Annotated in this window: 11 protein-coding genes and 1 pseudogene; 1 reads left to right on the forward strand and 11 read right to left on the reverse strand. The window is 34.9% G+C overall.

What is annotated here, in order from left to right; genetic code table 11:
• Window positions 1-186: pseudogene (locus IV513_RS13760) on the forward strand (transposase); the annotation flags it as partial.
• On the opposite strand, the gene IV513_RS13765 reads toward IV513_RS13760, so the two are convergent.
• The 11 genes from IV513_RS13765 to IV513_RS13815 form a co-directional block, all read right to left on the reverse strand.
• The gene (locus IV513_RS13765; RefSeq protein WP_209391143.1) at window positions 165-833 is read right to left on the reverse strand and encodes a glycosyltransferase; all 669 of its coding nucleotides are present in this window, start codon (window positions 831-833) and stop codon (window positions 165-167) included. The pseudogene IV513_RS13760 and the gene IV513_RS13765 sit on opposite strands and share 22 nt — an antisense overlap.
• A gap of 63 nt (window positions 834-896) precedes the next feature.
• Window positions 897-1,613 carry a glycosyltransferase family 32 protein gene (locus tag IV513_RS13770; protein WP_209391134.1) on the reverse strand — a complete coding sequence of 239 codons (717 nt, stop codon included), beginning with the start codon at window positions 1,611-1,613 and terminating at the stop codon, window positions 897-899.
• A 3-nt stretch (window positions 1,614-1,616) separates the two neighbouring features.
• Window positions 1,617-2,912, reverse strand: coding sequence for an oligosaccharide flippase family protein (locus tag IV513_RS13775; protein ID WP_209391135.1), 1,296 nt, complete (start codon window positions 2,910-2,912; stop codon window positions 1,617-1,619).
• Window positions 2,887-4,038 carry a non-hydrolyzing UDP-N-acetylglucosamine 2-epimerase gene (gene wecB, locus IV513_RS13780; RefSeq protein ID WP_209391136.1) on the reverse strand — a complete coding sequence of 384 codons (1,152 nt, stop codon included), beginning with the start codon at window positions 4,036-4,038 and terminating at the stop codon, window positions 2,887-2,889. The genes IV513_RS13775 and wecB overlap by 26 nt, the downstream gene beginning before the upstream one ends.
• A gap of 51 nt (window positions 4,039-4,089) precedes the next feature.
• Window positions 4,090-5,163, reverse strand: coding sequence for a GDP-mannose 4,6-dehydratase (gene gmd, locus IV513_RS13785; RefSeq protein WP_209391137.1), 1,074 nt, complete (start codon window positions 5,161-5,163; stop codon window positions 4,090-4,092).
• Between the two features lie 84 nt (window positions 5,164-5,247).
• Complete coding sequence (locus IV513_RS13790; protein ID WP_209391144.1) at window positions 5,248-6,201, reverse strand: GDP-L-fucose synthase; 954 nt, start codon at window positions 6,199-6,201, stop codon at window positions 5,248-5,250.
• 17 nt (window positions 6,202-6,218) lie between these two features.
• Entirely contained in the window at window positions 6,219-7,211 is a 993-nt protein-coding gene (locus IV513_RS13795) for a mannose-1-phosphate guanylyltransferase (RefSeq protein WP_209391138.1), read from the reverse strand.
• Between the two features lie 402 nt (window positions 7,212-7,613).
• The gene (locus IV513_RS13800) at window positions 7,614-7,871 is read right to left on the reverse strand and encodes a hypothetical protein (RefSeq protein WP_209391139.1); all 258 of its coding nucleotides are present in this window, start codon (window positions 7,869-7,871) and stop codon (window positions 7,614-7,616) included.
• Window positions 7,872-7,882: 11 nt separating this feature from the next.
• Complete coding sequence (locus IV513_RS13805) at window positions 7,883-8,278, reverse strand: DUF5675 family protein (RefSeq protein ID WP_209391140.1); 396 nt, start codon at window positions 8,276-8,278, stop codon at window positions 7,883-7,885.
• Entirely contained in the window at window positions 8,278-8,880 is a 603-nt protein-coding gene (locus IV513_RS13810) for a hypothetical protein (protein WP_317196431.1), read from the reverse strand. Before IV513_RS13810 ends, IV513_RS13805 begins: the two co-directional genes overlap by 1 nt.
• Window positions 8,881-9,380: 500 nt before the next feature.
• A complete protein-coding gene (locus IV513_RS13815; protein ID WP_209391142.1) occupies window positions 9,381-10,232 on the reverse strand; it encodes an RteC domain-containing protein in 852 nt (283 codons plus the stop codon).
• Between the last annotated feature and the right edge of the window lie 295 nt (window positions 10,233-10,527).

A 10,527-nucleotide genomic window follows, 5' to 3' on the forward strand; every position in this document is an offset into this window, starting at 1 on the left:
ATCAGAAAGGCTTTGCCAAATATGTTTTCGTTCCTGAAAAATCCTAAAATCCCGAAAACAACCAACGCCATAGAATCTTTTTTCGGTCATCTGAAAGGTCATCTCAATATTCATCGGGGACTTACAAAAAGTCGGAGAAAAAGGTTTATCCAATGGTATCTTTTTTATAAAAATCTAAAGTTTTGAGTAGAGATATTCAATAGATTTGCAGTGTAATTTTTTGCAATAGTAATATGGTTCTGAGCTTGTAAAGATGCATTTGAAAGTGACATTCCGCTTTCGTTTATACGATATCTATATAATTCTTTGTCTACAATGACACCTTTAAAATTTTCAGAAAAAAGTAGTACTGTCCATAATTTGTAATCTTCAGCAGCCTTGTAATCCTGATCATAAATGCCTTTTTCAAAGATTTTTTTCTTAAAAATTGATTGAGGATGCGGAAATGGAGAATTAAAAATTGCAGTGTATTTAATACCAAGTTGAGTAGTTAATAAATCAAATCCTTTCTTTTTAAGAGGTTTACTATTTTCATCTATCCAACTGTAATTGCTTGAAACAAGATCTGCATCATCTTCAATCATTTTCTCAACGAGATTCAAAATTCGGTCTTTCTCTGCGACATCATCCGGATCCATTCGAACTAAAACATCACAACTAGCTAAATCAATAAGTTTATTAAGGGTATAAATAAGTCCTTTATTTTGTTCATTAGAATAAACCTTTATACGAGGGTCTTTTTTAGCAAAATCGTGCAAAATCTCTAATGTCTTATCCGTAGAAGCATCATTTAAACAAATAATTTCTAAGTCACGGTACTTTTGATTAACAATTTATTCTAAGCCTTCTATTAAGTAAGAGGATACATTTTATAGCAAGGGATGATTACAGAAATTTTATTCATATCCTCTTAATTTATTATATAATTTATTACCAATAGTTTTCCTAAAAAAACCAGCTAACTTCTTTCTGAATTTAATATCTATTGGTAGCCAAGAACCTGCAAAATGGTGAATACAAACAGATTTTTTCGTTAATAGCAACTCACCTGTAGCATGAGATTTTGGACAAAACACATCACTTGGATAAAATGCAATATAATTGGAAATCTCCTGAAAAGTATTATCCATCACAAATCCTTTATCCTTCATTAAATTAGTAATAACTACTACATTAGTTTCTAAAATGGGATTTCCATTTGCATCCAAGAAGGATTTACCATCATAATAACTTAACATTTCTGTTGCCCAAATACTGTTCTTCTCACTCGCCATAATACCAGTAGGTACTACATTATTATCTTCAAACCCAGAGAATGCAGCATGATGTAAAAAATCGTCCAATGGCTTTAGCATCTCTACGTCACTATCCAAATAAACCCCTCCTTCTTTTTTCAACACATAAAGCCTAACCACATCTGTAACGTATGCAAATTTTTTGCTATCATAAGCCTGTCTAGTAAATGGATAGAGGTCTAAATCAAAATTTGATTCGTTCCACTCTTTAATTTCGTATTCTGGCAAATGCTTTTTCCAAGATTCAATGCATTTTTTTGCCAAATCGGGAAGCTCTTTTCCTCCAAACCAGCAATAATGTATAATTTTTGGTATCATGACTTACAAAAACTTTTTAAGAATAAAATACTGTACTACAGTATGAAAAATATAACTAACTAAATAAGAAAAACTTAAACCTATTGCCCCAAACTGATATCTCTGCACTAAGATATAAGTACAGGAAATTAAAATTATAGCCCATGCTAAATTAACGTAAAAGCCAATCCACATTTTACCTTGGCTAGCAATTCCCTGACCTACAACATTATTTACCGTAATTAATGCCGTGGTTAAAAACATTATAATAAGTGGTATTTGAGTATCCTTGTAATCTTTACCATATACCAAAGTAATTATTGGTGACAAAATTATAAATATTAAAGAAAAAGATATTCCAATATAGAGATTCATTTTAATATTCTTATTTAATATAATTCTGTATTCTTTTTTATTACCTACTTGTGATGCTAACATCGGAAGTGCTATTTGAGCTAGTGCAGATGGTATAAACAAAACTGTATTTCTCCATTGATTGGCAATATCAAAACTTGCCATTTCAGAGTAACCATTGGGCTGATTGACTAGTAAGTAGTTACAAAGCCAAATAACTGGAGCAATCATAACTCCAGCCAAAATTGCCGGCAAACTAAATTTCCATAATACTTGAAACTCTTTTAGGTTTTTCTTGTCGAAAATTTTTATTTTAAAATCCTTATAAAAAAATCTTAGCGTATACAGATTTAATAAAAAAATTATCACATAATTAAACCCAAATGCAATTATAACCATATCTAAGTTATAATACTTTGATGTTAAAACCAAAAAAACACAAGAAAATACCCCAGCAATAGCTCCGTTTATTGACTGTTCTTTAAATTTTTCAATTCCTGATAGAATTCCATTTTGGATTCCATTTAAAGAAGAAAAAAACAAGATAAATGAACTAATTTTAATCTCCTGAACTAAATTTTCAGCTTTTATCTGAATGGCTATTTCTTTCGCGAAGAAAAATATCAAAACTGTAACAGCAATACTTATAATTATCGAAAATAAAGTAGATAAACCTACAATTCTTTCAACTTTAAGTTTATCTGTTGACTTATATTGAGATATATACTTTGTTGCTGTCATACCTAATTCTAATCCGGCAAACATTGCAAACATCAAAATGGTAGATTTAATGATACCAAACTGCCCATATTCTTTTTTTCCCAAATATTTGGTTACAAATATGGTAGCAACAAGTAATGCAAATTTTGAAATAACATTACCAATTAAAATCCAAAAACTATGATTGAGAATTTTCTTGTTTAATTCTGAAGATAAAAAATTATTTATTTTTGCTTTTATATTCATCTGTCAATATTAAAGCTTTAATAAAATTAATGATTCGGACACATGCTTTTCCATCTCCATAAGGATTATGCAGAGAACTCATCATTTGGTATCTGTTAGAATCTGTTAGCAAACTATTAGTTTCTTTGATAATTAGGTCTTTATCTGTTCCTACCAAAATCACAGTTCCCGTTTCTACAGCTTCTGGTCTTTCTGTTGTATTTCTCAGTACTAATACCGGTTTACCCAAACTGGGAGCTTCTTCTTGAACACCTCCAGAATCTGTAATAATAATATATGCATGATTCATTAACCAAACAAAAGCTGGGTAGGCTAATGGATTTATAAGTTTTATATTATGTATACCAGATAAAATTTCATACACAGGCTTTTTAACGTTTGGATTTAAATGTACGGGATAAATAATCTGAATATTTTCATTATTTACAGCAATTTCTTTTAATGCTTCACATATATTGATAAATCCTTGACCATGATTTTCTCTTCTATGCCCTGTAACCAATATTATTTTTTTGTTGAGATCAATAATATCTTTTAAAAATCTTATCTCCGAATCTTCAATATTGTTTACTTTTTCTGTACTCTCTAACAATGCATCAATTACTGTATTTCCCGTAACAATTACTGATGCCGGATCTAAATTTTCTTTTAATAAATTCTCTTTTGACTGCTCTGTGGGGGCAAAATGATAGTTTGCAATTCTTCCCGTCACCTGCCTATTAATCTCTTCAGGAAATGGTGAAAGTTTGTCGTAAGTTCTAAGTCCTGCTTCCACGTGGCAAATTTTAGCTCCAGAATAGAATCCAGCAATACTCGCAGCCATTGTTGTCGTTGTATCTCCATGAACATAGACAAAGTCGGGCTGAAAGTCTTCTAAAACTGGTTTTAGCTGAGTAATTATATCTGCGGTTAAAGTATATAAATTTTGATTATGTCGCATTAAATTCAGATCATAATCAGGCGTTATTTCAAAAAAATTTAAAACCTGATCCAACATTTCTCTATGTTGTGCAGTTACGCAAACCTTAGTTTTAAATGCATTTGCATTTTTTTGAAATTCTTTTACGAGAGGTGCCATTTTAATAGCTTCAGGTCTTGTCCCAAATATTATAAGATTTTTATACAAGTCTTAATTTTTAAGTTATTAAATACAAATTCGCAATTAATTTAACCGATCCTAAAACAGCATCAAATCACTCTCCACCATTTCTTTCACCAAAGCCTGCAAATCATATTTGGGTTTCCAACCTAGCTGAGTTTTGGATTTTGTAGGATCACCAATTAACAAATCTACTTCTGTAGGACGGTAATATTCGGGATCTACCGAAACCACCTTTTTACCTGTTTCCAACTGGTATAACGGATTATTACAAGCTACCACTTTCGCCACTTCATTTTCATTTTCTCCTTCAAAAGAAAGCTCAACTCCAATTTCAAGAAAAGCCATACGTACGAAATCTCTTACCGAAGTGGTAACTCCTGTAGCAATGACAAAATCTTCCGGCTTTTCCTGCTGAAGGATTCTCCACATGGCTTCTACATAATCTTTGGCATGTCCCCAATCACGAAGAGCATTCAGATTTCCTAAATACAGGCATTCCTGCTTTCCTTTGGCAATGGCTGCGGTAGCCATGGTAATTTTACGGGTAACGAAAGTTTCTCCTCTTCGCGGAGATTCGTGGTTGAATAAAATACCATTACACGCAAACATTCCATACGCTTCACGGTAATTTTTAGTAATCCAAAAACCGTAGATTTTAGCCGCTCCGTAAGGTGAGCGTGGATAAAACGGAGAGTTTTCATCATAGAAACCTGCTGCATTTTTATTTTCCGGTAACCCACCATATAATTCTGAGGTAGAAGCCTGATAAATTCTGGTTTTCTTTTCCAAACCAAGAATACGAACAGCTTCCAATATTCTTAAAGTACCAATTCCGTCTACATTCGCAACGTATTCAGGAGAATCGAAAGAAACCTTTACGTGAGACATTGCTCCCAAATTGTATATTTCATCAGGCTGAACTTCCTGAATAATTCTGATGATATTAGTGGAATCTGTTAAATCACCATAATGCAGTGTAAAATTTACATGCTGCTCATGCTGATCCTGGTATAAATGATCAATTCTCTGCGTATTGAATGAAGATGCTCTTCTTTTGATCCCATGAACTCTATATCCTTTTTCCAACAGAAGCTCTGCCAAATAAGAACCGTCCTGACCTGTAACTCCTGTTATTAATGCTGTTTTCATCTGTATGATGTATGCTTTTTTTTATTATTGATGAATGATGAATGATGTTTGATATTTGATAAATGATGATTGATGCTCAGTTGATCAGGACATCTTTACCTGCTTAAAACTGTTGATGTTTTCTAAAAACCAATGATAGGTTTGGGTAATTCCAGCTTCGAGATCTACTGTATGTTTCCAGCCTAATTCGTGCATTTTGGATACATCCATTAACTTTCTTGGTGTTCCGTCCGGCTTTTCTGAATCCCAAATAATTTCTCCCGTGTGTCCTGTCACTTTCTGAATCAGTTCTGCTAAATCTTTAATCGTTAAATCTACTCCGGTTCCTACATTATATAAATGCTCCGGAAGTTTATTTTCTAAAGCAAATACTACCGAAGCTGCCATATCGTCTACAAAAAGAAATTCTCTCATAGGCGTTCCTGAACCCCATAAGGTTACGGGTGCTTGATTATTTTCTTTAGCTTCGTGAAATTTCCTGATCATTGCCGGTAAAACATGAGAGGTATTCAAATCGAAATTATCATGGGTGCCATACAGATTGGTAGGCATTAAAGAAACATAGTCTTTATCAAACTGTTTTCTGATTGATTCAACTGCTTTGATGCCTGTAATTTTAGCAACAGCATACCATTCGTTGGTGGGTTCTAAAGAATCTGTCAGTAAATATTCTTCTTTTAGCGGTTGTGGTGCTAATTTGGGATAAATGCATGATGAGCCCAGAAAAATAAATTTTTCAACATCATTCTTCAATGAAGCATCAATTAAATTATTCTGAATCTGCATATTTTCCATCAAAAACTGATATGGATACGAATTATTCGCTAAAATACCTCCCACTTTTGCGGCTGCATCAATTACCACATCCGGTTTTTCTGTTTCAAAAAATTCAGCTACGGCTTTCTGATCTTTTAAATCCAATTCACTACTGGTTAAACCAATCAAATTGATATATCCTTTTTCTGATAACTGTCTCCAAATGGCAGAGCCCACCATTCCTCTGTGACCTGCTATGTATATTTTAGATTCTTTTGAAATCATTTTTATCAATTTAATTATCTTAAAGTAGATTTATATTTTTCCAGCTGATTATACACCTTTTTCACATCCTGAGATTTTTCTTTATGAAGAATCAACAATGCATCCGGAGTATGAACCAAAATAGAATCTTTTAGACCTACAAAAGCGGTAAAGATTTCCGTACCGATCACCATATTGCCGTTTTCATCTACAGGATGACCTGTAGAACGTAAGTAATCATACAATGATTCGAAAGAGCCCAAATCATTCCATCTGAAATGAGCAGGAACCACTTTTATTCTTTTAGATCTTTCCATAACGGCATAATCTATACTGATGGAAGGAATCTGTAAGGATGCCTCCATATTCAGACACTGGTTTTCGGAAGCGTTCCATGCTTCTGAACATTTATCCAATACTTCTGGCTGATACTTTTTCAACTCATCTAAAAGTACACCTGCTTTAAAGCAAAACATTCCGGAATTCCATAAAAAAGTACCTCTCTCTAAAAATTCCTGAGCGGTTTCCGTATTAGGTTTTTCTCTGAATGAAAGAACATCTTTACCTTCATATTCTATGTAACCATATCCGGTTTCCGGTTTTGAAGGAACCACTCCAAAAGTCACCAGAAAATCTTTCTTTGCCAATTCAACTGCTTCTTTGATGGCTTTTTCATAAGCATCCTGATTCTGGATTAAATGATCGGAAGGCGTGATGATCAATACATCATCAGGATCTACTGCTAACGCAGCAAAAGCTATCGCAGCAGCGGTATTCCGCGCAGCGGTTTCCGTTATAAAAGTTTTAGGAATTGAAATATCATTCAGAAGCTCTTTACTCCATTCAATATGATCTGTATTGCCTACCACCATAATCTCATCTACCACTTTCTGATTTCTTTCTGCAGTTAGTTCAAACAATGCTTTACCAGAAAATAATTTCAGAAACTGTTTCGGATGCTGCTTACGTGAAAGCGGCCAAAGCCTGCTCCCTACTCCTCCTGATAAAATTACATTATATATTCTCATTTTTCTCTATCATTTTTAAAAGAACAAGTCCCCTTAATACTTATTTGTTTTTAAGCCTGTAAATATACGAGTATTTCTTCAATTATAATTAAAAAGAGGCTGTCCCAAAAGTACGTTCTCTCCCGCATTCCTGCCTGACCATTTCTGTCATTTAGAAGATTCTGAAAGTGTTAATTTACCTTTTGATACAGCCTCAACTGATTACACCTTATTGTACATTTCTATCGAGGGAATCAACTATCATTCTTATTCCTAAATATTTTTTTTAAAATTACGGCAATAAGAAAACTAGTAGATGCTCCTACCATTGCGAGAAAAACAGTTTCCAAAATATTTTCCATATTCATTGTCATCAAGACACTCAAAACTGTTCCCGCAAGGGTACCTAATTTTGTATCGACATTATTCATCCTGATCCGTTTTCAGATTAGAATTACTGGACTTATCCTGACGGTCTTTATCGTCGACAGTAACCTGGCTCACCGCAGATATAATACCGCCTGCCAATACTAAATACTGTGCAATATTCTCTATAATTACAGGAAGATCTATGGGAGATGCGATTAATACCCCTCCAAATCCTGCTGCCATAAGACCTATATTTCTCAAGATTCTGAAAAACTTCGGTGTCGGTGCTTTCGCTCTATTGATAATATTCATTTTTTTATTATTTAGGATGTTATTGTAAGCCATACGGCTTCATTATTATTTATAGCTTTATAGACCATGTCTTTCAGTTTAGTGAAAGCCTGTCGAGAAAGGGTTCCCATACCGGCCCCCGATATGTGGGTAACCGGAGCAATACAGCCTTTCAGTTCTTTTGCCGCATTATTAGCCGGATGTACAAGAATCTGGTTTCTGTCTTTTACGTCCACTATTTCTAAGTGCCAACCGAACTTATGGCTATAGCGTTTCGCCATCCTGTACTTTCCTTCGGGAATACAGGATATCTGTCTCTGATTATCTCTCCAGGGCAGTTCAATGGTACGGCAAACTAACCTGTCATTATGAAATAAACCTCCATTGGTTCCCCCGGAGAGATACGTTCTTACCATATTCAGTTCCATTATACTCCACCGTCTACTTTAATGATGCCTAAAGGATTGTAAGAACCATTCTTCAGTGCATACATGCTTCCATTAATATCCTGATAGAATTCGATACCCAGTGCTAAGAAAAGCGGTTTGGTAGAATTTGCAGGTAATGAAATGGTATGTGTGATCAACGATGTAGCCGCTGCCGAGTGAGGCAGTACCGCTGTTGACTCCTGAGCATTTGTAAATGCCTCCTGTTCAAAATCAACCTCCGCTCCCCCAGAAGTTATTTTAAAATGGGTAGTTCCCTGCGGTGCCGTTATCATATCCAATGGAACGAAGGGATCAATGGTAACCGACATTTCCCCGGTTACCCGGTTAATGGATGCAGTATAAGGTGCATGCATTGTTGTCGCCAACGCTCCCAGCTCATTGAAATCAAATCCCGTGAGCAGTTCAGCTTCCCCGTCAATCACATTTCTCAATCCTCTTTGGCTCACTGTATCTGCCTGTATCACCTTCATCATAATCTGCGTCATTCTGCTTGCCATCGTGGTAGATTTTACATTGGTGAGCAGAGGCCGTAATGCAGCCCTTAGTATTTTTCCGGCTTTGCCTGCCCTGCCGAATTCCATGCCGTTTTCCCGAGTGCGTTGAAAAGCGGGATCGTTGGCAATCCTTTTAGCGTCTATCCCTCCTTTTTCGCGAACCAGATATCCGTCTTTTGATTTGTAAAAGGTAACATCCCCGATGGTACCTGTAATCTTAAAGATTCCTTTTTGATGTGCCATTTTTGTAAATTTTTAGTTAAACACGTTTGTTCATTCACTCAATCTTTTCTGTTGCAACTGTTGATTGATGAGACAAAGATTAGAGTTTGAAACCACATTTTTTCGGTAGCAATTCGGTAGTACCGAAAGATTTTTTAAGAATAAGAATTTTGGGGCACTCAGTGGGAGTATGCAGGCTTTATGTGGGGAGTTGCAGGGGACTAGATTGAGGGTTGGAGCATTGGTGAGCGATGGATGTACTACTCCGTCTTTTTGCTGACGCAAAAATCCACCCCTTCAGAGAAGGGGAACAGGATTCGTGGTTCGGGGATAAGAAATTTGAGGTAAGTAAGCAGGTATTTTTTTTATTTTCCTTCCAGGTCTGTAAAGTGCTGTTCGAGATTTTCGTAAAGGGACTGGAGGAATTTTGTGCGATTTATTTTTCTGAGCTTAATCTCACCCAGAATTTTGTGAAAGTTGGAAAGATCGGTACCTACCATTTTTTCGAAAGTGCGAATTACCTCCACCAACTCAATATTTCCCGCATTAAAACACTTCATCAGATGCAGACTGTAAATTAATTCTATGAGCGAGACTTTTGAAGAAGACCACGTAAGCATTGATTTGTAGCTGCGTACTGGCGTTGTATCATTTTCTATTTTCTCTACTTCTCCTTTTATATAGATTTCCAGATCGTTATTTGCCAAGATGTGGGCGACAAAATGATCGTGAGATGTTGTAAATGAGGGATCAAGATTATAAAACCCCAACGACAACCTCATCTTCATATCAAAAGAGTTTCTTATAAAATACTTATGATCCAGATACGTTGCTCCACGACGATAATAGCTGTAAAAATCCGTGTGTTCCTTGTAAAAGATATTCAGCTTTTTCTGTTCAGACAGAAAATATTTTAACAAGCCTTCTTTTCCTAATGCCGGTTTTAAAGATTCTATACTTAGGATTTTTGTATAGTAAATGAATTTTGAAATTAAAGCAGGTTTCAGATGTTTAAAAAAGAACACTTCATCTGCGGTCGTTTCAAATTCGGAAGTAAGTATCATGTGTTTTGTAAGTCGGATGGCTTCATCAATCTTCATCAGTGCTTTTTCACAAACCGTAATCCAATTATCTTCTTCGTTCTCGACTGCTTTCAGAGATTGTACAAGAGATTCTGAAAGATTTTGTATCTCTTCTAACAAGGTATTTTGTAACATGGCTGTAATTTTTTACAGAAATTTACAAAATAGACCCTTAGAAGTGAAATAATCAATTGCGATTTGATGATTTTTTTAGAAGTAATGGGTTATAGAGATTGGTTTTATTTTCGATAGTTTTTTTATTATTCTTTTGTCTTGAAACAAAAGAATCAAAAGTTCAAGACCTGGAAACTTCGGCTAAAATTTGTTTCTATCGCTAAAAATTCTAAACTCGCGTGAAAACAAATTTTAAGCTTCGATTCTCTTATTGAACACGCTTCGAACAGAAGAATTTTTTTAACGCTCGAAGAAT

Source organism: Chryseobacterium sp. RR2-3-20, from assembly GCF_017808115.1.
Lineage (GTDB): Bacteria > Bacteroidota > Bacteroidia > Flavobacteriales > Weeksellaceae > Chryseobacterium > Chryseobacterium oryzae.